The following is a 26967-nucleotide window of genomic DNA, read 5'->3' as shown; positions in this document are numbered from 1 at the left end:
GGTCGTCACATGCGTGCCGACCCGCCCCCGTCAACAACGAGATCAGTTCACACCGAGGATGTCGGTGACGAACACGAGGGTCGCGCCGCCGGGGATACCCGCCTGCGGGACGCCGCGCTCGCCGTAGCCGAGCTCGGCGGGGATGGACAGCAGAACGCGGTCACCCACGCGCTTGCCCACGAGGCCCTCATCCCACCCGGGGATAACCATGCCCACGCCAATCTGGAACGACAGGGCGCCGCCGCGGTCGAAGGAGTTGTCGAAGTCATTCTTCGAGCCGAAGACCGCACCGTAGTAGTGGCACGTGATCGTGTCGCCGGCCTCGACGACCTGACCGTCGCCAGCGTGCAGGACCTCGACGACGAGCTCGCCGGACGGAGTGCCATCGAACGCGAGGACGGGCTTACGACCGAATTCGCCGGTCACAGAAATGTTTTCCATGGTGTCTTTCCTTGAGGTAAATCGGTGGAGCGGCGCCTCAGTTGCGGCGCATGAGGTAGGACAGGATCTTGAGGATCTCAAGGTAGATCCAAATGACGTCGGTCATGATCGCGAAGGTGCACAGCCACGCGTACTTCACGGGCACGTTGCTCGCGACGCCCACCTTCACCGCGTCAAAGTCACGGACGAGGCACAGCACGCCGATGAAGACGGCGAGAACGCCGATGATGACGCCGAGCGGAATACCGAAAACCGTGATGCTGTTGACGGCCCGCATGTTCACCATGCCGCTCACCGACAGCGCGAAGGTGACGAGGTAGTAGAAGAAGAAAGCAAGGGAACCGATGCCCGCGACGCGGGTCAGCGTCGACGAGTTACGCACGAAGCCCAGCATGAAGGCAGCCAAGGTCGTGCCGATGACGACGAGGGTCGCCAGAACCGCGCTGATCACGATACCCGGGAAGAAGGACTCAAAGGTGTAGGAGATCACGCCGAGGCTAAAGCCCTCAATGAGGGAATAGGTGACGATGGCACCCGGGCGAATCTTCTTCGAGAACTGGATGAAGATCGCCAGGCCCAGCGTCACAGCGCACGAGGCGAAGAACAACACCAGCGCGACGTCCATCGCAACGATGCCCGTCATCCACCCGGCCGTCGCACCCACGAGAAGCAGTCCGAAGCACATGATGGACTTGACCACGACGTCGTCGAAGGTCATCGTCCCGCGGTCCACCGCGTCGGCGGCGGGAGCGTTCATCATTGCCTCGTAGGAGGCCATGGAATCGTTATAAGCGCCCTGCTGGTCCTGAGGAACGCCGTACACGGGCGCGCCCTGGGGTGCCGGATAGGTGTTCTGCGCGGCGTTGCCGGCTCCACCCTGAGCGTAGGGGTTCGTCGAACCACCGTAGGGATTGGGCGCCTGCTGCGAGGCGGGCTGGTACCCCGGCATCGCCGGGTACCCGGCAGGAGTAGTCTGCTGGGTCGACCAGTCTTTCACGATCGAATTCATCACCGGGTTGGCCATATTTCCTCCTTGGTCAGTGATGTGCTGCCACTAGTGTCGCACGTGGCACCCACAAGTGGGAAACGTTCCATTATGCGCGCAGCGCAACCCGGCGTCCACGCAAGGTCAGGTATGCGCGCACCGAGCCCCGGCCTCGTCGATGAGGCCTGCCGTCAGTACCCCCGGTGGGACTCGAACCCACAACACACCGATTTTAAGTCGGTTGCCTCTGCCAATTGGGCCACGGGGGCGCGCCCGGGCGCAGGTCCAGCCTACGGGAGGCTGGCGCACGCCTCAAGCTCCGTCAGATCATCGCCTGAGCGATGCCGTCAAGAATATCGTGCTCGGAGGTGAGAACCTGCTCGATCGGATGCCCGGCAGCCTCGGCACGGTCGAGCACGCGCGTCACGATGCGGCTCCAGATGAGCGCGCCGGCGGCGATGACGTCCTCGCGCCCCTCGGGCATGAAGCCCAGGGAGGCCTTCACGGACGTCGGCTGATCGACCATGAAACGCACCGCCTCCTCGAACTGCGCGGCGCTCAAGCGGGCACCGTGGATGCGTTCGGGCTGGTAGGAGGTCAGACCAAGCGCCTGAGCGGTCAGCGTCGTGACCGTTCCCGCGACGCCCACAAGGGCGCGCACGCGCGCCAGGTCCACGGACTTTTCGGCGCGATCGAGCTGCTCGTCGATCCACGCAATCGCACGCTCCTGATCCGCTGCGGGCACGCCGCCGGTGGGGTCCACATCGGCGAGGAACTTCTCGGTGACGCGCACGGCACCCATGTCGATCGAGATCGCCTGCTCGACGCGTGTCGCGCCCAGCACGAGCTCGGTCGACCCGCCGCCAATGTCGACGACCAGCATCGGGGCGGCGACGGACTCACCGAGCCCGCTCACCGCGCCGTTGAAGGACAGGGAGGCTTCCTCCGTGCCGACGACAACCTCGGGCTCCACACCGATGACAGCCTTGATCTGGCGCACGAAATCCGCGCTGTTGGAAGCATCACGCGTCGCCGAGGTCGCCACGAAGCGGGTCTTCGTCGCACCCAGGGCCTCAATCATCCGCTGATACTCGACGGTGGCCTCCACCGTGCGCTCAATCGCCGCAGGATCCAAGTAACCGCGCGCATCCACGCCCTGCCCCAGGCGCACGATGCGCATCTGACGGGTCAGGTCGGCGAGGTGTGGGCGTCCACTTTCATCAATATTCCCGTCGGCGACGAGCAGTCGGATCGAATTGGTTCCACAGTCAATGGCAGCTACGCGGGTCATCGCTTCGTTTCTGGTCGTGTGAGTCCCGGACGAGGCCGGGGCGAACGTTGGTGGGGCCGCTCAGCAGGAGCAGCGCTCGGTGGAAAACAGACCGCGCTCGGCGAGCATCGCGAGCGCACGATCACCGATGGGGTTGACGCCGGGGCCCGCGGCCAGGGAGTGCCCGACCAGAGCGTGCAGGCACTTGACGCGCGTGGGCATACCGCCCGCACTGACGCCAGAGATTTCGGGGACGTCGCCCAGGGACAGGCGCGCCTGGATGTATGCCTCGTGGGCGCGCGCGTAGGCGGCGCGCAGCTCCTCGTCCTGCGCCAGCTCCTCGTTGAAGGTCTCCATGACGTGCTCGGCCTCAAGAGTCGAGGCACCCTTCACGGCAGCCGGGTGCGTCAGGTAGTACGTCGTGGGGAACGGCGTCCCGTCTGGCAGACGCGGCGCAGTGGCCACGACAGTGGGCCGACCGCACACGCATCGCGCGGCGATACCGACAACTCCTCGGGGCACGCGCCCAAGCTGGCAGCGCAGGACCTCCAGGTCCTCTTCGGTGGCGTCGGTGACGTTAACGAGGCTCATTCTCCGCTTTCTTGGCCGGTGGTCGTCGCCTGTCCCGACTGGCTGGTGTCAGCCGACGGGATGGGCGTCGTCGTGGGCGGCTGATCCGCCTTCCCCACTAGGATAGCGAGCTGCTGCACCCAGGGGCGCGCCGGTCCAGTCGAGGCCGCAGCGGCAGCCAAGGCGGAATCCTGGTATTGCGGCCCCGGATCCACCACCGTGTATTGAGTCTCACCGGGGCGAACGTATCCGAGACGCTCGCGCGCCTGCGTCGAGATGTAGTCGGGGTCATTCCACAGATCCAGCTGTCGCTGCATGTCGGCGTTCTTCTGCTGCTGCTCGGCTACCTGTGCCTTGATCTGCGAGAGCTCACGCTCCTGCTGCCACCACTGGTACAGGCTGGGCACAAGCATGACGGACAGGATTGCCGCCACCGTCAAAACGACGACGAGGCGCGTGGACACGTCGAGGCCACCGATCGACAGGATGGAACGTCCCTCCCCCGTCGGTCGCGTCGACGTCTTCTTCTCCGCGCGCCTCTCAGAGCGGAAGAAACGGCGACCGGCACCCTCCTGCCGCTTCTCTTTCGTGGCCTTCACGCGCTTCTTCGCCGAGGCCTCGGCCCCCTTCGAGGACTTCGCGGCCTTTGCGGCAGCCCTGCGCTGACGCGACTTTTCCGCGTTAATCTCACGCGTCGTACGCGCCGCCTCCGACGAGGAGGAGCGACGACGCGAGGAGGGGCGGGAGGAAGGACGACGACTAGCCATTCCTCTATCGTGCCCTACATCGACACATTTAGCTGATCCCCACGCCGAAAAAACTCCGCGCGGACCCTTGCGGGCCCGCGCGGAGCTATGCGGCTAGTTGCCTAGACTCACTTGAAGCGAGGGAAGGCGGAGCGGCCGGCGTACACGGCGGCCTCGCCCAGCTGCTCCTCGATACGCAGCAGCTGGTTGTACTTGGCCACGCGCTCGGAACGAGCGGGAGCACCGGTCTTGATCTGGCCGGAGTTGGTGGCGACGGCCAGGTCGGCGATCGTGGTGTCCTCGGTCTCGCCGGAGCGGTGCGAGGTCATCGAACGGTAGCCGTTGCGGTGCGCTTCCTCGACGGCGTCGAGGGTCTCGGTCAGCGAACCAATCTGGTTCACCTTCACGAGCAGCGCGTTCGCGGCACCCAGCTCAATGCCCTTCTTCAGGCGGGCGGGGTTGGTGACGAACAGGTCGTCACCGACCAGCTGGACACGGCCACCGATCTCGGCGGTCAGGGCCTTCCAAGCATCCCACTCGTCCTCATCCAGCGGATCCTCGATGGAAACCAGCGGGTAGTTCGAGATTAGCTTCTCGTAGTACTCAACCATGTACTCGGTCGAGCGGCCTTCGCCCTCGAACTGGTACAGGCCGTCCTTGAAGAACTCGGAGGAGGCAACGTCCAGGGCCAGGGCGACGTCCTCGCCCGGCTTGAAGCCGGCCTTCTCGATCGCGGAGACGATCAGGTCCAGGGCCTCGGCGTTGGAGTCCAGGTTGGGGGCGAAGCCGCCCTCGTCGCCCAGACCGGTGGACAGGCCGCGGTCCTTCACGACGCCCTTGAGCGTGTGGTAGACCTCGGCGCCCCAGCGCAGGGCCTCACGGAAGGAGGGAGCGCCGAGGGGAGCGATCATGAACTCCTGGATGTCAACGTTGGAGTCCGCGTGGGAGCCACCGTTGAGGATGTTCATCATGGGGACGGGCAGGACGTGAGCGTTGGGGCCGCCCAGGTACTTGTACAGGGGCAGGTCCGCGTACTTCGCGGCGGCCTTGGCGACGGCGAGGGAGACGCCGAGGATGGCGTTCGCGCCGAGCTTGCCCTTGTTGGGGGTGCCGTCCAGGTCGATCATGGCCTGGTCGATGTAGCGCTGATCGTCAGCTTCCTCGCCGATGAGCTCAGGAGCGATCTGCTCGACGACAGCGTCGACGGCGTCCTGGACGCCCTTGCCGAGGTAGCGGCCCTTGTCGCCATCGCGACGCTCGACGGCCTCGAACGCGCCGGTGGACGCGCCGGAGGGAACGGACGCGCGCGCAGCGGTGCCGTCCTCGAGGACGACCTCGACCTCAACGGTCGGGTTACCGCGCGAGTCGAGGATCTCGCGTGCACCAATGCCTTCAATAACTGCCACGTCATTCTCCAATCGATGTTGTTGCGTGGAAGCGGTCAGTACAACGGTAATACGGACCGCCATATGTGGTCACCCCCGGCGAGGGGGACGTTGTGTGGTGCGGGGCTTTCGCCCCGACTTTTGTGCCCGGACAAGCGACATTAGTCCCTGCCGAGAGCACTGTGAGCGAATACTCACACGTCCGTCAGTTGGCGCTGCCGCCGCCCATGAGCGACGCCAGGTTGTTGTCCTTCTGACCGGAGACTGCATCGCCGAACATCGGCGTCGTCGCACCCTGCGCTCCGCCCAGCGAGGGCTGGACGAAACGCGGGTTCACGCGCACGTCGGAGCTGTCGCGGGCATCAGCGATGACCTGGTTGAGCTGTGGCACGACCGAGGGATTGGCCTGCGCGACCTGGTTGAGGTTCTGGGTGAGCAGGATCGACTTCACGGTCGCGCGGGTGGCGGGGCCCAGCGTGCCGAGAGACTGATCCCCCAGCTGCTCGGATGCGCGCGCGGCAATCTGGTCGATCTGCTCGTCGGAGACTTCTGCGCCCACAGAGGCACCGGCGGCCTCCAGGAGCGGCAGGTTCACGAGCTGCGAGCGAATCTGCGAATCGCTAATCTGCTGGCCATTCATGAGCACAGACATCTGCTGGGCGGCCTGCGCCACCTCCTCGTTGGAGTACGAGCCGGACGAGCTGACGACGGCAGCGCCGGGATGGGCGGAGCATGCCCCCATTCCCAGTCCTGCGGCCACGATCAGGGCGGCGGTGGCGAGCTGGCGTGTGTAGCGCACGAGCGTTCCTTCCTCAGATGTGTTGCGACGCAATAGGACCAGTGTATTCCACCACAGGCACTACTCGCCAAAAGGCACAAGAATCTTGGTCACCAGAGTCTCCACCCATTCCATAAGAGGGCCATCGGTGAGCGGGGACCCGCCGACACGCGACGTGAGCGGCAGCGGCACGAGGACCTGGCGGACGGCGGCCTTGATGACCGTTCCGGGGTGCAGGCGCTTGAGGCGCATCACCTGGGAATCACGCAGCTCGACCGGGGAGACGCGCAGGTACTTGCCCTGCGTGACGACCTCGGTGATCCCAGCGCGGCGCACGATCTCGCGTAGCCGTGCGACGGCGAAGAGCAGGTCGACCTGGGGTGGGATGGGACCGTAGCGGTCGACAAGTTCCTCTCGCACGTCCGCTTCCTGTTCGGGCGTGGAGATGGCCGCGATCTTCGCGTAGACCTCGAGGCGCAGGCGCTCGCCGCGCACGTAGCCGTCGGGAATGTGCGCGTCGACCTGCAGATCCATGCGCACGTCCGTCTTCTCAGCCGGAGCGTCGCCTCGGTAGGCGGCGACCGCGTCGGAGACCATGCGCACGTACAGGTCGAATCCGACGCCTTCGACGTGGCCGGACTGCGCCCCTCCCAGGAGGTTGCCGGCGCCTCGGATCTCAAGGTCGCGCTGGGCAACCGCGAGGCCCGCACCCAGCTCGGTGTTCGCGGCGATCGTCTTGAGGCGCTCGTGCGCGGTCTCGGTCAACGCCTTGTCGCCCGGGTAGAAGAAGTACGCGTAGGCGCGTTCGCGGCCTCGTCCGACACGCCCGCGCAGCTGGTGGAGCTGGGACAGACCGAAGACGTCGGCGCGGTCCACGATAAGCGTGTTCGCGTTGGAGATGTCCAGGCCGGTTTCGACGATGGTCGTGCACACGAGGACGTCGAACTCATGGTTCCAGAAGTCCTGGATGACGGCCTCAAGCTGATGCTCGTTCATCTTGCCGTGAGCGGTGCGCACGCGCGCCTCGGGGACCAGCTCAGAGATATGAGCGGCGACCGAGGAGATCGAGTCGACGCGGTTATGGACGTAGAAGACCTGTCCATCGCGCAGGAGCTCGCGGCGGATCGCGGCGCTGACCTGGGCGTCCGTGTAGGCGCCGACGAAGGTCAGGACGGGCTGGCGCTCCTCGGGCGGGGTCTGGAGGATCGACATCTCGCGGATGCCGGAAATCGCCATCTCGAGGGTGCGCGGGATGGGGGTGGCGGACATGGACAGGACGTCCACGTCGGTGCGCAGGGCCTTGAGGGTCTCCTTGTGTTCGACGCCGAAGCGCTGCTCCTCGTCGATGATGACCAGGCCGAGCTTCTTGAAGGAGACGGTGCCGGTCAGCAGCGAGTGGGTGCCGATCACCAGGTCGACCTCGCCCGAGGCCAAGCCCGCCTTGACCTCCTCGGTTTCCTTCGGCGTCGAGAAGCGCGACAGGGTACCGATGTGTACGGGGAACCCGGCGTAGCGCTCGGCGAAGGTTTCGGCGTGCTGGGTGACCAGCAGGGTCGTGGGTACGAGGACCGCGACCTGGTAGCCGTCCTGAATGGCCTTGAACGCAGCGCGCACGGCGATCTCGGTCTTGCCGTAACCGACGTCACCGGTGAGCAGGCGGTCCATGGGCACGGGCTTTTCCATGTCGGCCTTGACCTCGTCGATGGTGACGAGCTGGTCGGGGGTCTCGACGTAGGGGAAAGCATCCTCGAGTTCGCGCTGCCAGGGGGTGTCGGGGCCGAAGGCGTGGCCCTTCGTCTGCTGACGCACGGCGTACAGGCGGATGAGTTCCTTGGCGACCTCGTTGACGGCCTTCTTCGCGCGGGCCTTGGTTTTCGCCCAGTCGGCGCCGCCCATCTTGGTCAGGGACGGCTCGTCGGATCCGGTGTACTTCGAGATCTGGTCGAGCGCGTCGGTGGGGACGAAGAGGCGGTCGGCGGGCTGGCCGCGCTTGGAGGGCGCGTATTCGATGACGAGGTAGTCGCGCGTGGATGCGGCGTCTCCTCGCCCAATCGTGCGGGAGACCAGCTCGATGAAGCGTCCGATGCCGTGCTGGTCATGGACTATGTAGTCCCCTGGATGCAGGGTGAGTGGGTCCACGCCCTTGCGCCTGCGCGAGGGCATGCGTCGCATGTCGCGCGTGGAGGCGCCCGCGCGCCCGGTGAGGTCACCTTCGGTGAGGATCGCGATCTTGAGATGGGGTGCGACGAATCCGACGCCGGCCTGCGCGGTCGTAATCGTCACGAGGCCGGGGTCGGGGCTCGCCTCCACGTTGTCCGCGAGCGCGGCCGGGCACGAGGCGTCGGTGAGGATGGAGCGGATGCGGCGTCCCGGGCCTGGGCCTTCGGTGGTGACGACGATGCGCCAGCCGTCTCGGGCCAGATCCGTGAGGTCGGCGGCGGCGCGGGCGAAGTCCCCGCGGTAGGGGTGCACGTCGCGGGCACCCACACGCATGAGGGTGGGCGAGACGACGACGGGCGCCGGGCCGTCCGCAGAGGGCGAGGCGGCCTCGGCCTCGTCGATCGCGGAGGCGAGGTCGGCGGGCGGCAGGTCGGTGAGCTCCCACCAGGGGCGCGTCCCGCTCCCCCACAGGTCGGACAGGTCCAGGAACGAGGCCTTGGAGGCCTCGAGCGGGGTATCAGCTCCCCCGGCGGCAGCGCTCCACGCGGCGGCGAGGAACTCCTCGGTCGTGGCGACCAGGTCGGCGGCGCGGGCACGGATGCGTTCGGGGTCGGAGGCGAGGATCGGCGAACCGGCGGGCAGCAGGTCGAGGAGGGATTCCATGCCGCCCACCAGAATCGGGGCGAGGGATTCAATGCCGGGGGCTGCGATTCCCTCGGCGGCGAGGGTCAGCATCTCAGCGGCGCCGGGCAGGCGGTCGGCGGCCTCGCGGGCGCGGGCGCGCACGGCTTGGGTCAGGAGGAGCTCGCGGCAGGGCACGGCCCACAGACCGTCGGTGGCCTCGCCGAGGGTTCGCTGGTCGGAGACGGAGAAGGCGCGGATGTCGTCGACTTCGTCGCCCCACAGTTCGACGCGCAGCGGGTGAGGCTCCTGAGGCGGGAAGACGTCGAGAATGCCGCCGCGCACGCTCATCTGGCCGCGGCCTTCGACCATGTCGACGCGCTCGTAGCCGAGCTCGGCCAGTCGGTTCGTCACGTCGGTGAGGTCGAGGACGTCGCCGGTGCGCACGCGCACGGGTTCGAGGTCCGCCAGGCCTGAGATGATCGGCTGGAGGAAGGCGCGGATCGGCACGACGAGGACGGACAGCGGGCCCGCGCTCTCATCCCCTTCGATGGGGTGGACGAGGCGGCGCAGGACCGCGATGCGGCGCGCCATCGTGTCGACCTGGGGCGACAGACGCTCGTGGGGCAGGGTTTCCCACGCGGGCAGCATGGCGACGCCCGGGATCCACGAGGCCAGGGCGTTGGTCAGCGACTCAGCGTCACGCCCGGTGGCCGTGAGGACGACGAGCGGCGTGGCCGCGCGCGAGGCGACGGCCGCGAGGAGGGGCGGCCTGATGCCAACGGGAGCAACGATTGTGCCCGAGCGGCCCGCCTCGATGGAGTCGGTGGCCGTCTCGATCGCGGGATCAGTGGAGATGTCCGGGAGGAGTCCGGTGAGTAGCACGCGCTGCCTTTCGCGGTGAGAGTGCACGGCGGCGCCCAACGTGGGGCGTCACCTTGTTCAGGACCCGGTGTGCAGGGCCATCTGGGTGGGAGCGAATCCCTTGGTGACGATGTCTTCGACGACGTCAGCGGCCTGCTCGAAGGTGACGTCCCAGTCGGGGCGCTCCTTAGCGGGCAGAGCACCCAGCACGTAGTCAGCAGGGTCCATGCGCCCCGGCGGGCGCCCCACGCCGATGCGCAGGCGAGCGTAGTCGCGCGTGCCCAGATGTTGGCTGAGGGACTTCAGGCCGTTATGGCCGCCCTCTCCCCCGCCGACCTTGAGGCGCAGCGTGTGCGCGGGCAAATCCATGTCGTCGTGGATGACGAGGATACGCGAGGGCGGGATCTTCAGGAAGGATGCGAGGGCGCTGATCGGCCCGCCGGACGTGTTCATGTAGCTGTCGGAGCGGGCCAGGACCACGCGGGGGCCGGGCACGCCGCCGGGGCCGATCCCCAGGCGTACATCGGCGGTGTGTGTACGCGAACGATGCGACGTCAGGGTCGCACCGCCGCGCGAGGCGAGCACGTCAAGGGTCAAGTACCCGACATTGTGTCGAGTGGAGGCATACTGCGCGCCGGGGTTACCTAACCCGACGACGAGCCACGGTCCGTCAGTCGTCATACTCCGATTGTGCCACCCGCGCCGAGAGCATGTCCCACTGGGGAGCGTCCTCGACGACGGGGGCTGCCTCACGTCGGGACTCGGCCCACGCGTCCGCGAAGAGCTGCGCCCACTTGGCGTAGGCCGCCGAGTTGGGGTGGAAGAAGTCCGCCGCGTGGTAGGCGAAGGTGTAGGTCGGCAGCGAGTATTCCTGGGTGAGAGAACGCAGGTCAACCAGGTGGGCGGTACTGTCGGCAACGGCGGCGCCGATGCGGTCGGACATGTCCTGCGCGCGGCTCTCCTGCGGCATGATGCCGAAAGAGGGGATGGTGGACACCAGGGCGTCAGCAGGCAGGGAGGCGAGAACGCGGCGCAGGCGCTCCTCGAACTGTCCGGGTGCCATGTCCTCGGCCATCACGTCGTTGCCGCCGATGGTCAGCGTGACCAGGTCGGGGCTGTAGGGGCCGTCCAGGAGGCCCAGGCCGCGCATCTGCGGGATCTGGGTGAGTTCGACAGATTCGATGGTCGCGCCCGACAGGGAGAGGTTGAGCAGCAGGACCTCGCGGTCTAGCTGGGCGTTGATGGCCGAGGCGAGGCGTGCCGGGTAGGACTCGGTGATGCGCGAGGCCCCCATTCCCTGCACGGACGAATCGCCGAGGGAGACGATGAGGTAGGGACGCTCGCCCTCGGGGTGCTCATCACACTCGCGGAGGCGGTCGAGGGTCGCGAGGTTGTGGTCTTCCCAGGCCTTGCGGTAGTCACCGCGCTGGGAATCCAGCCGCAGGAGGCGTCCGATCGCCAGGCCACCGCCGAAGAGGCTCGCGCCGCCGGCTGCCGCGCCCGCTACCTGCCATGCTCGTTTACTGATCCCCATCGAAGTGTCCTTCCCTCGTTTGTGCTGTCTCTCAGTGTAACGAGGCCGGGGCCGGTGCTTCAAATGCTGAAGCACCGGCCCCTCGGTTTGTCACAGATCGCTCAGCCCAGACGTCCGGCGGGCGCTCCCGGGAGGGATCGGATGAAGTGCGGAGACTCCCATCCCCGCTCGGCGTAGGCAGCAGCGACGGCCTGCGCCACCGCCTCCACAGCGTGTGCGTCGACGAGCGCGATCGCGCTGCCACCGAAGCCACCTCCCGTCATACGCGCGCCGTGAGCGCCCGCCGCGCGAGCCGCCTCCACGGCCACGTCCAGCTCCTCACAGGACACCTCGTAGTCGTCACGCAGCGAGTCGTGCGAATCATTGAGGAGCGCGCCCGCGACCGCCAGGCGCGTCCCCTCCAGCGGCCCCTCGTCGAGAAGCTCGATGAATGCGCGCGTACGCGCGATCTCGGAGACGACGTGGCGTGTACGCGCAGCCAAGCGCTCATCACCGAGGGCAGCCGAGGCCTCGTCCAGGTCGGTCACGTCCACGAGCTGGTCCACCCCCAGGATGCGCGCAGACTCCTCACAGTCCGCGCGGCGCGAGCCGTACTGGCCGTCCGCCAGCGAATGCTTGGCCCGCGTGTCGATGACGAGGAGCTCGAGGCCCACCGCACCCAGGCCGAAGGGAACCTGACGCGTCGACATGTCGCGACAATCGAGGGCCAATGCATGTCCCTCACGACAGCGCAGGGAGGCCGTCTGGTCCAGCCCTCCGGTATTCGCTCCCGCCACCTGGTTTTCCGCGACGCGCGCGGCGTCCACGAGAGTCTTGCGCCCCTCGTCGTTGGGGGCCTCGACCGTTCCTGCCAAGCCCAGCGAGCACACCTCATCAAGGGCAACCGCAGTCGCACACTCAAGCGCGGCGCTCGACGAGAGGCCACCACCCAACGGCACACACGACCACAGGGCCGCATCAAAACCGGGCAGAGGCCCGTACCCGGCTTGCTCGAGCGCCCACGCGACACCCGCAAGGTAAGCGGTCCAATGATTCGTCACCTCGCCAGGGGTCCCCTTCGGGCCGATCACGTCAAGGTCGAGCACGTCAATCGCCTCGCGCGTCTGCGGCGAAATGAGGCGAATGGTCCGATCCTTACGTGGTGACAGGGCGACGTAGGCGCGGTGCGGAAGGGCAATCGGCAGGCACGGACCGCCGTTGTAATCCACGTGCTCCCCGATGATATTGACGCGCCCGGGCGCGCTCCACACGCCCCGAGGCTCATAGCCAAACGCGTCACGAAACAGATTGGCGGCCTGCGCTGCCCCTTCATCGGGAGTAGCGGCGTCGGCCCACACGAGATCACTCACAAGATCCTCCTTGGTCTCACTCCACAAGGCTACGTGAACGCCCTCACACCATTCAAGCGCTGCGGCCTCATCGCGCACACCCCGGTACAGTGGAGACATAACAACCGCGACACAGGTAGGCCCCATGTTCCTCCCCCAACGACTCCCCGGCCAGGACTGGCTCGGCGTCGTCGTCGCGATCCCCGAACCCTGGGTCACCCAGCTCACTGACCTGCGCCTACGCCTCGGCGACCTCGCAGGCTCTCGCATCCCCGCGCACATTACGCTGATGCCCCCGACGCCCGTCGCCCGCGACGCGCGAGCTGAGGTCATCGACCACTTGCGCTCCATCGCCTCGAGGCACTCCCCCTTCCGCGTGACCCTGTCCGGCACAGACTCCTTCCGCCCCATCTCCAACGTCGCATTCATGACACTGGCCGAAGGCGCACGCGACTGCACAGACCTCGCCGAAGAGATCCGCTCAGGTCCCCTCGACCACGAGACGCGCTTCCCCTATCACCCGCACGTCACACTGGCGCAAGACGTCGACGACATCGCCTTGGATCTTGCCCTCGATATCGGCGCAACCGTCGAGGCGTCGTGGATCGTCCCCGGCTTCCGCCTGGACCGCATCGCCCCCTCGGGCATCTACTCCTCGATGGCCCTGTTCGACTTTGACGCCTCCGGCCACTGATTCCCTGCCCGCCCAACCCGCGTCTCACCCACCGACGTTCCGGGCGCCGTCGGGCCCGCCCGCCCGCTCACCGTCCGCGCCGCGAGCTTCGCTCGGCGCGTCGGCTCGAAGCCCGGCCAGGCCCTGCAGCCCCGCCGGCGCCCTCCACACCGACGCGCTCTGACTACTGCGCGCAGCCGTGCAAGATCGACACTCCCCATATCCCCCTCCACAACTGGCTCCCAATTTCGCATGCAATTCCCCCGAAGCTATTTCAAACTATGAATTTTCATCGTTGGAATTGCAACGTTTTCAGACGTTATTGAAAGTTCACCCAAGTGAATTGCATGCGAAATTTTGAGAAACAGTTCCGCAGCACACAGACCAGGCCACCCACAGACACGAAAGGCCGTGGCGTCCACGGACACGAAAGGCCGCGGCCGCCCGGGAATCCAATAGTCCCGGGCCAGCCACGGCCTCGTCGTTAAAACGTCAGATCTCGTAGGTCACCGAGACGGGCGCGTGATCCGAGAAGCGCTCCGCATACTCGTCGGCGCGGCCGATCTCGAAGGAGCGTGCACGCTCCCCCAGGGCCGGCGTCGCGTACTGATAGTCGATGCGCCAGCCCGCGTTGTTGACGAAGGCCTGACCGCGCCACGACCACCACGAGTACGGCCCCTGCACGTCTCCAGCCAGGTCGCGAACGGTATCACGCCACCCCTCGTCAACCCACTGGTTGAGGAAGGCGATCTCCTCATCGAGGACGCCAGCTCGCTTGTTGTGGTTCGGCTTCCAGTTCTTGATGTCCGCCTCCGAGCGCACGACGTTAAAGTCACCGCACACGAGCGACGAGATTCCCCCGGCTACCTCCTCGGCGAGCAGCTCGACCATGCGAGCGCCGATGCGCGGCAAGTGCGCCATCTTCGCCTCCTGCTTGGGAGTGTCCTTCTCGCCCGAATGGAAGTACGCCGAGACGACTCGCACGGGGGTGTCGCCGCCTTCGGGGCGCACGACGGCCTCGAGCCAGCGGCCCGAATCCACGTCCGTCTCAGCATCGTCGAGGACCAAGCGAGGCTCGCCCTCCAAGCTCGCGCGCCCGCGTCGTACGGCCACGCCGACGCCCGCACGCCCCTTGATGCGGCAGGGAACCCACACGCTGTCCCAAGCATCGCCCATGATCTCGCGGGAGATCTCCTCCGGCGCGCGCACCTCCTGCATGAGCAGCACATCCGTGTCGCTCCCCTCCAGCCAGTCGAGGAAGCCGCGCTTATGGGCGGCGCGGATGCCGTTCAGGTTCACGGTCGTCACCGTCAGGGTCATCGTTTTCTCCTTACGCGAGTTTTCCTCCAGTCTAGAGGAACGAGGAGGCGCGGCGAGGAATGGATATCCTCACCGCGCCTCCGCTGCATTGTCGCGCGACCTCCACGTTCGCCGAGGCCACGCGCCGTTGTCAGTTCGCGCTGACTCCCGCCTGGCGTTCGGCCGCCTCGACGACGTTGGTCACGAGGAGGGCCCGCGTCATCGGGCCAACGCCGCCGGGATTGGGGCTCAGCCAGCTGGCAACCTCATCTACGCCGTCCGCGACGTCGCCCATCAGACGGGCCTTGCCGTCCTCGCCCTGCACGCGGCTCACGCCGACGTCGAGGACAACAGCGCCGGGAGCCACCATGTCGCGCGTGATGATCCCTGCGGATCCCGCCGCGGCCACGATGACGTCCGCTCGACGCACGTGGTCAGCCAGGTCGGTCGTGCCCGTGTGGCAGACATCGACCGTCGCGTTCACTTCCTTGCGCATGAGCAGCAGGCCGATCGAACGCCCCACGGTCACGCCGCGGCCAACGACGCACACGTTCTTGCCGGCCAGGTCGATCCCATGGCGTTCCATGAGTTCAATGACCGCGCGCGGCGTGCACGGCAGGGGCGAGTCGATGGGACCCGAGCCCCGCAGCACGAGGCGCCCGAGGTTCATCGGGTGCAGACCGTCCGCGTCCTTCGCGGGGTCGATGCGCTCCAGAACGGCGTTCGTGTCGATCCCGCGAGGCAGCGGCAGCTGCACGATGTAGCCCGTGCAGGCAGGGTCCGCGTTGAGCTGATCGATCGCAGCCTCCACCTGTTCCTGCGTGGCGTCGGCAGGCAGGTCCACGCGGATCGACTCAGCGCCGATTTCCGCACAGTCACGGTGCTTACCAGCGACGTAGGCGACGGACCCGGGGTCCTCGCCCACGAGGATCGTGCCGAGACCCGGGACGACCCCGGCCTCGCGCAGACGATCAACGCGCTCCTTCAGCTCCGCCTTGATCGCGGCAGCCGTCGCCTTTCCATCCAGGACCCCGGCGGGGCCCTCCCAGGGAGCCCTCACGATCAGAGCCCAGCGTAGAGCGGGTGCTTGTCCGTCAGCTTCTTGACACGAGCGCGCAGGGCGTCCACCTCAACGTTGCCGCCGGACGCGCCCTGAGCCAGGGTCGTGCCGATGATGTCCGCAACCTCGGCGAAGTCCTCGGCATCGAAGCCGCGCGTCGCGAGGGCGGGGGTGCCGATGCGCAGGCCCGAGGTGACGGCCGGCGGACGCGGGTCGAAGGGGACAGCGTTGCGGTTGACGGTGATGCCGACCTCGTGCAGGAGATCCTCGGCCTGCTGGCCGTTGAGCTCCGACTCGACGAGGTCAACGAGGACCAGGTGGACGTCGGTGCCGCCGGTGACGAGCTTGATGCCAGCCTTCTTCGCATCGTCCGCACCCAGACGCTCCGCAAGAATCTGCGCGCCCTCGAGAGTACGGCGCTGGCGATCCTTGAACTCCTCGGTCTGCGCGACCTTCATGGCGATGGCCTTCGCGGCGATCACGTGCATGAGGGGGCCGCCCTGCTGGCCGGGGAACACGGCAGTGTTGAGCTTCTTGCCCCACTGCTCGCCGCGCGAGGACAGGATCATGCCGGAACGAGGCCCGCCCAGGGTCTTGTGGACCGTCGTCGTCACGACGTCGGCGAAGGGGACGGGGTTCGGATGCAGGCCCGCGGCGACGAGGCCGGCGAAGTGAGCCATATCCACCCAGAGGGCGGCGCCAACCTCGTCCGCGATGTCGCGGAAGGCCTGGAAGTCGAGGTGACGCGGGTAGGCGGACCAGCCAGCGATAATCACGCGCGGGCGCTCGGCGAGGGCCGCCTCGCGGACCTTCTCGGGCTCGATGCGCATGGTCTCGCGGTCGACCTCATAGGCAACAGCCTTGTAGTTCTTGCCCGAGAAGTTCAGACGCATGCCGTGGGTCAGGTGACCGCCGTGGGCCAGGGACAGGCCCAGGATCGGGTCGCCGACGTTCGCCATCGCCATGAGGGCAGCGGCGTTGGCCTGCGCGCCCGCGTGGGGCTGAACGTTGACGTAGTCACCGCCGAAGACCTGCTTCGCACGCTCGATGGCCAGCGATTCGGCAACGTCCACGAACTCGCAGCCGCCGTAGTAGCGGCGGCCCGGGTAGCCCTCGGCGTACTTGTTGGTGAGGACCGAGCCCTGCGCCTCGAGGACGGCGCGCGGAACAAAGTTCTCCGAGGCGATCATCTCGAGGGTGTCACGCTGGCGGCCAAGCTCGGAGTCCAGGACGGCCTGAATCTCAGGATCCAGCTGGGCCAGTGTCATGTCATTGAGGGAATCCATGGGGTTCTCCTATTGATCATCCGATGATGGTTGGCAGTGGCCTCTAGCCCAGGCGGGCGGCTATCGATGCCGACGCGTCGCTCCCCGGTGGTGGCCCACCTATTCGCCAGTCACGACACGCTCATCAGTTTATCTCTCGGCGGTTTTCTATGCATTCTGCCAAGGTGTCAGCAAGCTACCAGCCGGTCACGGCACGTTCCGATCGCGCATGCACAACTCGCCAGGTGCACGAAATCACAGCGTTTTTTCGCTTGTACTTAACCCTTTGGTTAGCAACCAAGCTAACCATATGGATAGACTAGGGTTAACACCTAACGGTGACTGAGTTGCGCCGGGAGCATTTACCTAGTAACTCTCCCAGTCTGGAGCGGTTTTCACTGCTCTAACCGACATGCAGCATTTGAGTTTGAGGAAGTAGAAGGAAGACGCACAGATGACAACTTTGACGAAGCCCACTGCACGGGCCGCCTCGACGGCCCTCGCGTTCGAGCACGCGTCGGATCTTGCCGCGTCCGCCGACAATGCGATCAAGCGCATGTGCGACTTTTTCGCTGCTCTCATCGGCATTATCCTGCTGACGCCGCTCTGGATCATCGTCGCCCTCATGGTGCGCCTCAACGACGGCGGCCCCGCCTTCTTCAAGCAGGAGCGCGTGGGCCTCAATGGAACGACTTTTACCATGTATAAGTTCCGCACCATGCGAGTGGACGCCGAAGAGCTCAAGGCCTCCCTCATGGAGGCCAATGAGGCAGACTCCTCCGCCGGAAATTCGATCATGTTCAAGATGGCTAACGATCCGCGTATTACGCGCATCGGTTCCTTCCTGCGCAAGACCTCTATCGACGAGCTTCCCCAGCTGTTCAACGTCCTGCGTGGCGATATGTCGCTCGTGGGCCCGCGCCCCCCGCTCCCCAGCGAGGTGGCTCAGTACGAGCCCCGCGTGATGGGTAAGTTCGCCGTGCGCCCCGGCATCACGGGCCTCTGGCAGATCTCCGGCCGCTCGAATCTCTCCTGGGATGAGACCGTCCACCTGGACCTCTCCTACGCCCAGCACCGCTCTCTGACCCTTGACGCGTGGATCATGCTCCAGACCATTCCCGCGCTGCTGCGTTCCGAGGGCGCCTACTAAGCCTTTCTCTCTGTGTGTGATTGGGTGTGGCCCGAGCCGATCGGCTCGGGCCACACCTTTATTCTCAACACTCCATCGCGCTCCATCAGTGGCTCACCAGAACGCAAGCAACGGCGCGAACACGCGCGCCTCGCCCATTGTGAGACCACATCGACAAACGAACACCGTGCGATAGCGCTCGATTCACACTGTGCGGCAGTGTGCACACAGTGAGCAGTTCACAACTCTTACGAGAGCTTGACACTTGAACACGGGAGCACCCTTTACCACCTGCATCACAGGGAGCCGTCACACCCTCATAATGTTTTATGCGGGCCACGGCATTCACCGCATAACCCTTTTTAAGCATCCATTCGGAAGCGTTTTGAGACACGTTCAGCACCACGCCCCACCCCCGCGCACACCCCTTGAACGCTCCCGAAAGCCGACCACCGCTCATGCACGAAAGAGGGGCTGACCTGAGGGTTTTGAACACCGCGCGGACCCTGCTGGCGCCCAGTCTTCGAGACGCATAACCGACCAAGACCAGCCTCGCGATCAACCTGCCTTGCTCACAGGCTGGGCGGATCCATCGTGACGATGCGGATAGGTTATGACGATATGGATAGGTTATCGACATGCGGATAGGTTAATAAGCTATCCGCATGCTCATAACCTATCCGCGTGCTCGCAACCTATCGCGTACACGCAGACTCCCTCATCGACGATGGACCTATCAGGACACAAGCAGCGCTGGACGTCAGCACAGACCACCGCACGCCAGCAATCGATAGCAGCCCAGCGACGGATACAACGGAGGCCGGCCCCGCGGGGCCGGCCTCCTTGGCAGTGGCTCACGCCAAATGCCTCATGGACAGTTTCGCGTGAACAGCGTCGACGTCACTCCTCCGCGTCGGAGCGAGGTCCAACGACGAGTCCGAGATCGTCGAAGCTACCCATGGCCTCAAGCCGGGAGATGAGCTCGGGGGCGTGCGCGACGAAGTCGAGTGCTTCGACGGTGTAGCGCTTGGTGAGGCGCTTGGGCTCGTGGGCGATGCGCCACGCCCAGCCGAGCCGGGCGGCGTGCACCCAGTCCGGGAAGTAGTCGTCGGCTGCTCGCGCGTACTGGTCGATCCATCCACCCGCGGTGCACACGGAGGCCTCGGGCACGAGTCCGAGCGCGACGGACGCGACCACTTCCTGGAGGCCAGCACCCAGGCCCACGATGACGAGTCGCGGATCGAAGGCGGTGAGCACCGACGGATCTGCCTTCAAGCGGCGGAGCCCCTCGTACCCGTCGATGACTTGGACGTCGAATCGGTGCAGGCGCTCAGCTGCGGCCTGGCCGGCCTCGGGAACGGCGCCGATGAGCGTGATGCGGGCGCCGTCATCGAGGCGGTCAAACACGTGCGGCAGGACGAGGTCGGCGGAGGTCCGAGAGACCTCGTGACCGGCCGCGCGCAGGCGCATCTGCAGCAGAGTCCCGTCGAAGCCGACGGTGTTCATGCGCGCGAGCGCACGGAAGTCGGCGTGCAAGAGGGACCAGTGGTTGAGCCAAGTGGTGGCGTGCCCGCGGGTGAGCACGCGCTGGGCCATGGCGTCGAATGCGGGGTCGGCGAGAGTGCCGACCTCGCCTACGGCCTCGGGGTAGTCCGGGCCGCCAGCGGAGGTTGACTGGTCAGTCATGGGGTTCACCTCAGCAGGCTTGCTTTCATGTCGAAGGTGACGGATGCGGCGCCCGCGTAGTTGGCGTGTTCCTCGACGGCGATGCGGTTGACACCATCCTTGAGGACCTTGCGCGGGACCGTGATACGCACGAGGTTATCCTTCGCCTTGGCCAGCCCCACGTTGGAGGAGGCTCGCGTGTTGGCGTCGATGGTGCCCTCGGGCATGTTGACTCGCTGAATCTCGGTGCCGTTGACGTAGATGACGGCGCCGTCGTCGACACGGACGTTGAGGACGACCTCGAAGTCTGCGCTGAGGGTTCCGAAGTTGACGTCACGGACGAAGTAGTTCGTGATGGCTCGGTCCTTGGCGGGCAGATCGAAGGGCGTGCCTGCGTCGCGGTCGCCCCAGCCGAGCGGGCTGGCGCCGTGCTTCCACTTGGACAGGTCGGCGGTGGAGTTCCACTTGGCGTCGGGCGCTTCCTTGGAATTCCAGTAGTTCCAGTACATACCGGGGTACAGGAAGTTACCGAAGTTCACCGCGGACACGTCGAGGACCTCGAGCGGCTTGTCCGGGTCGGGCGTGAGCGGCGTGTTGGGCTGCGGCTCGGGCTGCGGCTCCGGCTCCGGGTCGGGGGCAGGCGCGGGCGCGGGCTCATCGCCCTTGGCGACGACCTTGACCATGCCGTCGATGGTCATCGACGAGCTGGAGCGGTAGTTGAGGTGCGTTTCGACGGCGAGCGTGTTCGTGCCTGCGACCAGGGAGGACGCGGGAACGAAGACGAGCTGCCGGTCGGCTCGCGCCGCGGGCGTCGAGACGGAGGAGGACGCGAAGGTGGACGCGTCGACAGTTCCGTCGGCCATACGCTGGCGGACGACCTCGGTGCCGTTGACGTACACGACGGCACCATCGTCGGCCGTCACGGCGACGTTGACACCACCGATGGCGGTGGGGTCGGCGACCGTGAAGTTGACGCGTGCGTAGGTGGTGACGGGGCGGGTCTTGGCCGCGCCCGGGGTCAGCGTCGTGTTGAGTCCGGGGCCGCCGTAGCCGATCGGGCTGGCGCCGCGGCTCCAGGAGGAATCATCGTACGAGGTCTGGGCCCAGTTGTCGGCAACCGGCTCGGTCGACCAGTGGTACGCCCAGGTGTCGTCCTCGTCGACGAGCAGCGAAGAATCGTCGGGCTGCGCGGGCTTACCGTTGGAGTCGACCACGTAGGCGTGCGTAGACGCGCCGCGCAGGCCGTCGGAGGCGACAGCGCGCACGAAGAAGCGGTTCTTGCCGCCCAGGGGCACGGTCACGGAGTTCGAGGTCGTGGTGGCGATCGGACGATCGTCACGCAGGATGTCGTAGGAGACGGCACCGGGCACGGAGGACCACTTGAGGGTCACCTGCTGGGAGTTGCCGTCGGAGGCGCGCAGGTTGGCGGGCACGGCGGGTGCGGTAGCGTTGCGCGCAGGCATGCGCACGAAGCCGCCGGACCACTGTCCCGAGGTGAGCGACGTGTAGGAGTAGTTGAAGTCGCCGCCTGCCCACAGCGCGCCGTCGTCGCCCATTTCGAGGGCCCACGCGCCGGTGAAACGCTGGGAGGACAGGCGGTAGGGGGTCCAGCCGAGCTGGCGGCCCGTGGCCTCGTCCCAGCCGCCGACCCACTGGATTTCGTCGGCTCGCGTCCAGGAGGTGCCCAGCGTCAGGTAGTGGTAGGCGTCCTGGAAGGCGAAGTCGGAGCAGTGGCACGAGGCGTAGACGACACCCGTGGCGGAGCGGGTGCTCGCCTGAACGTCTCCGCCGTTCTGCATGGTGATGGAACCCGAGGTGCGGGTCATCGAGTCGGAGTTGTATCCGAAGAGCGAGTGCTGCGAGCCGCCGAAGTACACGCGGCCGTTGCGCGCGGTGACGGTCTGCTGGTACTTGCCGATCAGGTAGGAGTGCTGGAAGGTCCAGGACGAGTCCAGCGCAGCGCCGGTGGCTGTGGACAGTCGACCCGCATTTTCGACGACCAGGTTGTGCGCGCGCGTGAAGTAGCCGGCAGCGTAGTAGTAGGTCTCGTTTTCGTCAACGTCGATATCAATGACGGTGCCGTTGAACTCGGGGTTCCACGAGCGGTCGGGCTTGCCGTTGATATCGAGGCGCGCGCCGTTACGGGCATAGGTCCACGACGCACCGTTGCCCTGGAAGTGCGTGAAGATACCGCCCAGGTAGATGTGGTCGTTGATGATCTTGATGGACTTCACCGAGACGCGGCCACCGTTGGCGCCGGTGCGCGCCTGCAGGGTCCACGACGGGTCAATCTGACCGGTCGCCGGGTCGATCAGAACCGTGCCGACGTGGGTCTCACCATTGACCCGGGTGAAGTCGCCGGCCACGAGGAGCTTGCCGTTAGGCAGCTCAGCGAGGTCCTTGACCTGGTTGTTGAAGGAGAAGGTCTGTCCGTTCCACTCCCCCGTCGTCGCATCGAAGCCGGCGAGACCCGAGGATGCGATCTCCTGGCCGTTCTTACCCTTCTGCACGCCGGTGAAGTTACCGCCGACGTACATGGTCGAGCCGATCTGCTCGAAGGCCTGGACCTGGATATTGCCTTCCTTGTAGGAACCGTTGAGGTTGCCGGTCACGCCCCAAGACATCGGCGAGGCGAACTCAGAAGCGGTGTCCTTCTGCTTTTCGGCGGGCGTGCCGCCGTCGCCGATGGCGCGGAAGCTGGCATCCGTCGAGCGCAGCTGCGGGCGGATGTAGGCCTCGGCGTAGGGGTTGATGATCGAGCCGTTGTAGTGGAAGTACGACGTCGAGGAGGACGTGTCGGCCCACGACGTGGCGAGAGGGCCGTAACCCCAGCCCATCGTGTACTTGTTCTGCGCGGAGGCCGTCAGGTTGACGTATCCCCAGCCAGTGTTCGTGCCGAAGCCCGACCAGACGATGCCGCCGTTGACCCACCACTCGCGGTTGAACTTCACGTCCACGGGGTGGGCGCTCTTAAAGGGCCAGATGAAGTCGCGCATCTTCGGGAAGCGCATGCGTACCGTCTGGTAGGCGGTGCCCCTGTGGTTCCAGGCGCGCTGGACCATGATGCCGTCATCGAGGTCGGAGACCGCGGTGCCGCCGAGCAGGCCGTTGACGGTTTCGTGCGAGGCCTGGACGACGTCGAAGTCGCCGGCCGTACGCGGACGGGTCTTGAGCTTCTCCTGGTCGCCCTTCCCTTGGCTCCACGTCTCCCAGCCTTCGCGGCCGCGACCGATCATGACCCAGCCACCGCCGTCAGTGGTCTGGTCGCAGAAGAACTGACCGGGCGCGTCCATGGTGGGCGTTTGCAGCCAGTAGGTTCCGTCCTTCGAGCGGGGATCATTCTGCTTGATTTCCCAGCACGAGGCCGCTGCCGTGGCCTCGCTCAGGCCGTCGTGAAGCGGGTCGGCGGCTGCGTTGGCAGCCGGAGAAAATGCAAGCACGCCCAGACCGGTCACTGATGCCAGTCCGAGCGCCAAGCAACGGCGCATAAAGCTCATGGGGTCCTCACAGGTATTGCGTAAATGGTTACTTCTATAGTGTCACGTTAATCGCCCCCGCTCAACCACTTGGTTAGCGCAAAACGGGAGTGCTTGACCACATACAAGGGAGCCCCCGCCATCACGGCAGGGGCTCCACTTGTCAGCCTGATTCACGAGTTGTCAAGATGCGTTGTCAGCAGCTCCGACTTCTCGCGAACACGAGCGAAGAAGCACGGTTTTCCGTTATTTGACAAGAGTTGCGTTCAGGTCGAAGGTCATCGAGGGCGTTCCCTTGTAGTTGAGATGTTCCTCGACGCCGATGCGGTTCACGCCGCTCGTCAAGAGGCTCGCGGGGATGGTGACCTCAAGCAGGTCGGAGGAAGCCTTGGCGGCGCTCACGGCTGTGTTCGCGTACGTCGTGTGAGTAATGTTTCCATTGGTCATACGTTTCGTGTCGACGACCTTGCCATTGACTCGCAGGACGACGCCGTCATCCGCGCGAACTTTCACGGTCAGAGCGGTGTTCGCGCTGATCGTTCCCAGGTCGATGTCGCGTGCGAAGTAGTAGGTGACCGCGCGGTCGTTCTTCGCAATGTCGAGGGCGGTCGCCGCACCGGAGTCTCCCCAGCCGATCGGGCCGGAGCCGCGGTTCCAGCTCGCGAGCGAGCCGGTGGTGGCCCAGTCGGAGGACGGCTCGTTCGTGGAGGTCCAGTAGTTCCATTCGGCGCCGGTGTCGATGACCGTGCCGGACTTGACGGTGGTCGCGTCGATCGGCTTCGTCGCGTCGTCGGGCTCATTGTTGCGATCGGAGGGAACAGAGCTGTTGTTCTCCGGCGCGCCGTCCACGCGGACGATGGAAGCCTGCATGGACACGGTCGGGGTACGCAGGTAGTTGACGTGCGTTTCCACTGCGATGAGGTTGTCACCGGTCTTCAGCGCGGAGGCGGGGACGAAGACCTCGGAGGGGGAGGCGGAGGCCGCAGCATAGTTGGGAGCAGCGTCGGCGCGGGTCGTGTAGCTGACCGTGCCGGATCCCATGCGGGTGCGGTCCACCTCGACGCCGTTGACGTAGACGACGGCGCCATCATCGGCCAGGTACTTGACGGTGACACCCTTGAGGGCGTTCGCGTCGGCCACCTGGAAGTGCGAACGGTAGTAGGTCGTCACGGGGCGCGTACCCTTGGCGGCGATCTGGGTGGCGATCGCAGCATCGCCGTAGCCCAGGGGTGCCGCGCCGGTCGGCCACGCGGAGTCGTCGAACGAGGCCTGGGCCCAGTTCTCGGGCGCGGCGCTGGCTTCGGCGCGGTAGCTCCAGGTGGCACCCGCCTCGAGGAGGACGGGGTTGGCCGGATCGACCTGGCCGTAGGCCGGCGCGGTGTAAACCGGGGTGGTCGCGGAGCGGTTGCCCTCGGCGTCCACGGCGCGCACGAAGAAGCGGTTCTCGCCGCCGCGCGGCACCTCAACGCTGGTGGTGGTGGAGGTGGCGATCGGACGGTCGTCGCGCAGGATCTCGTAGGAGACGGCGTCGGAGACGCCTTCCCATGCGAGGGTCACGGTCGAGGCTGTGGCTGCGGAGGAGCGCAGCAGGGTCGGTGCCTCGGGCGCGACGTTGTCGCGGTTGTCGTAGCGGGCGAAGCCGCCGTTCCACTGGGTGTGCGTGGCGTCGGTGTGGGAGAGGGTGAAGTCGCCGCCCACCCACAGGTTGCCGTTGCTGTCAGTGGTCAGGGCCCAGGCACCGGTCTTGCGGCGCGAGGACAGCTCAAAGGGTGTCCACTTGAGGCTTTCGCCGGTGGCAGCATCCCAGGCGCCGACCCACTTAATCTCGTCGACACGAGACCAGGACATATTCATGGACCAGGTGTACATGTCCTGGTACGTCGCATCCGAGCAGTGGCAGGAACCGTAGATGACGCCCTTCGCGGAGACGGTGCTGGCCTGCAGGTCGCCGCCGTTGCTGAACATCATGGCACCGGAGAGGCGCTGGTTGCTGGCGGCGTCGTAGCCGAACAGGGAGTGTTCGGATCCGCCGATGTACACGCGGTCACCCGCCGAGGAGATGGTCTGCTGATACTTGCCCGCGGAGGGAGCCGAGGGCTCGAAGGAGAAGCCCGTATCCAGAGCGGCACCGGCCTGCGTGGAGAATTTGGCCGCGTACCAGGCGCGCTGGTTGCCGTGCGCGGTGGTGAAGTGACCGCCCGCGTAGAAGGCGCTGTTGGCCTCGGACACACCGACTGCCTGGACGGAGCCGCTGATCTCAGGGTTCCACGAGCGATCGGGGCGTCCGCTCAGGGAGACGCGTCCGGCGTTGCGGGCGTAGACCTTAGAGCTGCCGCCGCCCGAGAGGTGGGTGAAGGAGCCACCCAGGTAGACGTTGCCGTCGTAGTAGGTCAGGGCGCGCACGCTCACAGAACCGCCGCGCAACGCGTTGACGATCTGCAGGTCCCAGGAGGGGTCGATCTGGCCGGTCGAGGGGTTGATGACGACGGTACCAACGTGGGTCTCGCCGTTGACGCGGGTGAAGTCGCCGCCGACGAGGAGTCGTCCGTCGGGCAGAGCCAGGAGGGCCTTGACCTGGGCGTTAAAGTCGAAGGTCTGGCCGGTGAAGTTACCGGTGTTCACGTCGAAGGCGGCGAGGCCACGCGAGGAGATCTCCGCGCCCTTGTCGCCCTGCTTAACGCCGGTGAAGTTGCCGCCCACGTACATGGTGGAACCGACCTGAGCAAGCGCCTGGACCTGGATGCTGCCCTCGGCATAAGAGCCATTGAGGTTACCGCTCACGCCCCACGAGGTCTTCGCGGCGAAGTTGGAAACCGCTCCAGAGACGGTGGAGCCACTCATACCCTCGTCGGGGATGCGCGTAAAGGAGGACGAGTCCGAGGAGATGTGCGGACGCACGTAGACCTCGGCGTAGGGGAAGACCGTCAGGCCGGACTTACGGAAGAAGGAGTTGGCAGAGGAAACGTCGCCGCCCCAGTTAGAGGCCTGCGCGCCGTAACCCCAACCCATCAGCCAGCCCGTCGTGCGGGCGCTCGGGTAGGTCTGCAGGCCGTTCCACTCATTGTCGTAGCCGGTCTGGCTCCACATGACGCCGGAGCGCCAGCCACCCTTATCAAGCTGAATGTTGATCGGGTGGGCCATCTTGAAAGGCCACACGAAGTCCGTCATCTTCGGGAACTGCAGGTCGACCGTCTGGTAGGAGCGGCCCGAGGCGCTCCAGGAACGCATGACGCGCACACCGTCAGCCTGATCCTTGACCGGCTCGTTGTTGAGCAGCTCGGTGATGGCCTTGTTGGACAGCTGAACGACATCGAAGTCGCCCGGGGTGCGCGAGCGGGAGGTCAGCTTCGCGGGATCGCCCTTGCCGCCGCTCCAGGATTCCCATCCTTCGCGACCACGGCCGACCATGACCCAACCGCCACCGTCTGTCGTCTGGTCACAAAAGAACTGTTCGGGGTGATCCATCGCGGGAGTCTGGAGCCAGTAGGCTCCGTCCGTTGCCTCGGGATTCCGCTGTTTAATATCCCAGCACGACGCTGCGGCGGTGGCAGCACTCAGACCATCATGAACGGCAGCCTGACCGGGTGCAGAATCCCCTTGACCTGCACCAACAGCCTGAGCCATCGGAGCGATAGCGAGGGAAGCGCAGGCGACAATCGGCGCGGTTGCAAGGATTGCAAGGCGCGAAAGTGCGGAAGCCATGACACGACCTTTCGGA

General features: G+C 66.1%; 19 protein-coding genes, 1 tRNA gene and 1 riboswitch. Of the genes, 2 read left to right on the top strand and 18 right to left on the bottom strand.

What is annotated here, in order from left to right; genetic code table 11:
* Positions 1-42: 42 nt before the first annotated feature.
* From QP415_RS08225 to galK, 12 genes are all read right to left on the bottom strand, one after another.
* Positions 43-441 carry an FKBP-type peptidyl-prolyl cis-trans isomerase gene (locus QP415_RS08225; RefSeq protein WP_016460191.1) on the bottom strand — a complete coding sequence of 133 codons (399 nt, stop codon included), beginning with the start codon at positions 439-441 and terminating at the stop codon, positions 43-45.
* A 37-nt stretch (positions 442-478) separates the two neighbouring features.
* Positions 479-1465: a Bax inhibitor-1/YccA family protein gene (locus QP415_RS08220; RefSeq protein WP_285099669.1), complete on the bottom strand. Its 987-nt coding sequence runs from the start codon at positions 1463-1465 to the stop codon at positions 479-481.
* A 156-nt stretch (positions 1466-1621) separates the two neighbouring features.
* Positions 1622-1695: transfer RNA gene (locus QP415_RS08215), tRNA-Leu, on the bottom strand.
* A gap of 53 nt (positions 1696-1748) precedes the next feature.
* The gene (locus tag QP415_RS08210; RefSeq protein ID WP_285099668.1) at positions 1749-2717 is read right to left on the bottom strand and encodes a Ppx/GppA phosphatase family protein; all 969 of its coding nucleotides are present in this window, start codon (positions 2715-2717) and stop codon (positions 1749-1751) included.
* Between the two features lie 60 nt (positions 2718-2777).
* Positions 2778-3287, bottom strand: coding sequence for a DUF501 domain-containing protein (locus QP415_RS08205; RefSeq protein WP_285099667.1), 510 nt, complete (start codon positions 3285-3287; stop codon positions 2778-2780).
* The gene (locus tag QP415_RS08200) at positions 3284-4033 is read right to left on the bottom strand and encodes an FtsB family cell division protein (RefSeq protein ID WP_285099666.1); all 750 of its coding nucleotides are present in this window, start codon (positions 4031-4033) and stop codon (positions 3284-3286) included. The genes QP415_RS08205 and QP415_RS08200 overlap by 4 nt, the downstream gene beginning before the upstream one ends.
* A gap of 107 nt (positions 4034-4140) precedes the next feature.
* A complete protein-coding gene (gene eno, locus QP415_RS08195) occupies positions 4141-5418 on the bottom strand; it encodes a phosphopyruvate hydratase (protein WP_016460196.1) in 1278 nt (425 codons plus the stop codon).
* Between the two features lie 184 nt (positions 5419-5602).
* The gene (locus QP415_RS08190) at positions 5603-6196 is read right to left on the bottom strand and encodes a hypothetical protein (protein WP_048675336.1); all 594 of its coding nucleotides are present in this window, start codon (positions 6194-6196) and stop codon (positions 5603-5605) included.
* Between the two features lie 60 nt (positions 6197-6256).
* A complete protein-coding gene (gene mfd, locus QP415_RS08185) occupies positions 6257-9841 on the bottom strand; it encodes a transcription-repair coupling factor (RefSeq protein ID WP_285099665.1) in 3585 nt (1194 codons plus the stop codon).
* Between the two features lie 57 nt (positions 9842-9898).
* Positions 9899-10501, bottom strand: coding sequence for an aminoacyl-tRNA hydrolase (gene pth, locus QP415_RS08180; RefSeq protein WP_016460199.1), 603 nt, complete (start codon positions 10499-10501; stop codon positions 9899-9901).
* Positions 10491-11354: an SGNH/GDSL hydrolase family protein gene (locus QP415_RS08175; RefSeq protein ID WP_016460200.1), complete on the bottom strand. Its 864-nt coding sequence runs from the start codon at positions 11352-11354 to the stop codon at positions 10491-10493. Before QP415_RS08175 ends, pth begins: the two co-directional genes overlap by 11 nt.
* Before the next feature lie 101 nt (positions 11355-11455).
* On the bottom strand, positions 11456-12703 hold the full coding sequence (gene galK / locus QP415_RS08170) for a galactokinase (RefSeq protein ID WP_285099664.1): 1248 nt from the start codon (positions 12701-12703) through the stop codon (positions 11456-11458).
* A 124-nt stretch (positions 12704-12827) separates the two neighbouring features.
* Between galK and QP415_RS08165 the strand changes: the two genes are divergently transcribed.
* Complete coding sequence (locus QP415_RS08165) at positions 12828-13376, top strand: 2'-5' RNA ligase family protein (protein ID WP_285099663.1); 549 nt, start codon at positions 12828-12830, stop codon at positions 13374-13376.
* A 471-nt stretch (positions 13377-13847) separates the two neighbouring features.
* On the opposite strand, the gene QP415_RS08160 is transcribed toward QP415_RS08165, so the two are convergent.
* From QP415_RS08160 to glyA, 3 genes are all read right to left on the bottom strand, one after another.
* Entirely contained in the window at positions 13848-14675 is an 828-nt protein-coding gene (locus tag QP415_RS08160) for an exodeoxyribonuclease III (protein ID WP_285099662.1), read from the bottom strand.
* A 130-nt stretch (positions 14676-14805) separates the two neighbouring features.
* A complete protein-coding gene (locus tag QP415_RS08155; RefSeq protein WP_016460204.1) occupies positions 14806-15714 on the bottom strand; it encodes a bifunctional methylenetetrahydrofolate dehydrogenase/methenyltetrahydrofolate cyclohydrolase in 909 nt (302 codons plus the stop codon).
* 2 nt (positions 15715-15716) lie between these two features.
* Positions 15717-17000 carry a serine hydroxymethyltransferase gene (gene glyA, locus QP415_RS08150; protein ID WP_285099661.1) on the bottom strand — a complete coding sequence of 428 codons (1284 nt, stop codon included), beginning with the start codon at positions 16998-17000 and terminating at the stop codon, positions 15717-15719.
* A 39-nt stretch (positions 17001-17039) separates the two neighbouring features.
* A riboswitch (ZMP/ZTP riboswitch) is annotated at positions 17040-17124 on the bottom strand.
* A gap of 309 nt (positions 17125-17433) precedes the next feature.
* Between glyA and QP415_RS08145 the strand changes: the two genes are divergently transcribed.
* Positions 17434-18129 carry a sugar transferase gene (locus QP415_RS08145; RefSeq protein ID WP_285099660.1) on the top strand — a complete coding sequence of 232 codons (696 nt, stop codon included), beginning with the start codon at positions 17434-17436 and terminating at the stop codon, positions 18127-18129.
* An 879-nt stretch (positions 18130-19008) separates the two neighbouring features.
* On the opposite strand, the gene QP415_RS08140 is transcribed toward QP415_RS08145, so the two are convergent.
* The 3 genes from QP415_RS08140 to QP415_RS08130 form a co-directional block, all read right to left on the bottom strand.
* Positions 19009-19794: a WecB/TagA/CpsF family glycosyltransferase gene (locus QP415_RS08140; RefSeq protein WP_285099659.1), complete on the bottom strand. Its 786-nt coding sequence runs from the start codon at positions 19792-19794 to the stop codon at positions 19009-19011.
* A 5-nt stretch (positions 19795-19799) separates the two neighbouring features.
* Positions 19800-23270 (bottom strand): fibrinogen-like YCDxxxxGGGW domain-containing protein, encoded by a 3471-nt coding sequence (locus QP415_RS08135; protein WP_285099658.1) that lies wholly within the window; start codon positions 23268-23270, stop codon positions 19800-19802.
* A gap of 225 nt (positions 23271-23495) precedes the next feature.
* Entirely contained in the window at positions 23496-26951 is a 3456-nt protein-coding gene (locus QP415_RS08130) for a fibrinogen-like YCDxxxxGGGW domain-containing protein (RefSeq protein WP_285099657.1), read from the bottom strand.
* Between the last annotated feature and the right edge of the window lie 16 nt (positions 26952-26967).

The sequence above is a fragment of the Pauljensenia sp. UMB3104 genome (assembly GCF_030217285.1).
GTDB lineage: Bacteria > Actinomycetota > Actinomycetes > Actinomycetales > Actinomycetaceae > Pauljensenia.
The sequence above is the reverse complement of the archived record's forward strand: the minus strand, read 5'-3'. Positions and strand labels throughout refer to the sequence as shown.